General features: G+C 76.7%; 1 pseudogene. It reads left to right on the top strand.

Annotated features, from left to right (window positions below):
• A pseudogene (locus DW299_RS19620) lies at window positions 1–765 on the top strand (chaplin family protein); the annotation flags it as partial.

Raw genomic sequence — 765 nt, 5'->3', positions numbered from 1 at the left:
GCTCCGGCCCCCGCGCCCGCTCCGGCGCCCGCTCCGGCTCCCGCACCCGCTGCGGAGACGGACGGCGGCTCGGGCACCGCGTCGGGAACCCAGGCGGTCGTGACCGTGAACCTGCCCGTCACCGTGTCGGGCAACGCGATCAGCCTCACCGACGACTCCACGACCAGCACCCCGGCCGCCGCTCCACCCCAGAGCGCGGCTCCCCAGGCCCCTGACGCGGCCGGGGTGCTTTCCCTCGACACCGACGGCATGGACGGTGTGCTCTCGGGCACGCAGGCCCTGCTCGCGGTGAACGCCCCGGTGACCGTGTCGGGCAACTCGCTGTCGCTCCTGGGCGACGCCGAGTCGGCCTCGACCGACGCGGAGGCCGCAGCACCGGCTCCCGCGACCGGCGTCGATGCGGGCACCAGCGGTGAGGACGGCACGGCCAGCGGCACGCAGGTCGTCGCCCCCGTGACGGCTCCCGTGACCGTGACCGGCAACGCCATCTCGCTGCTCGGCGACAGCGCCAGCACCGGCGGCACCGGCACCGGCGCGGCTCCCACCGCACCCGCGAACGGCGGCAGCCCCGCCACCTCGGGTGAGGACGGCGTCGTCGGCGGCTCGCAGGTCGTCGCACCCATCACCGCCCCCATCGGCGTGACCGGCAATGCCATCTCCGTGCTCGACGACGCCACCGCCACCGGCGGCACCACCGGTACCGGCACCACGGCCCCGACCGCACCCGCGAACGGCGGCGCCCCCGCCACCTCGGGTGAGGACGGC

This window comes from Microbacterium sp. K35, assembly GCF_004794375.1.
GTDB lineage: Bacteria > Actinomycetota > Actinomycetes > Actinomycetales > Microbacteriaceae > Microbacterium > Microbacterium sufflavum.
This window is presented reverse-complemented; position numbering and strand designations above follow the sequence as displayed.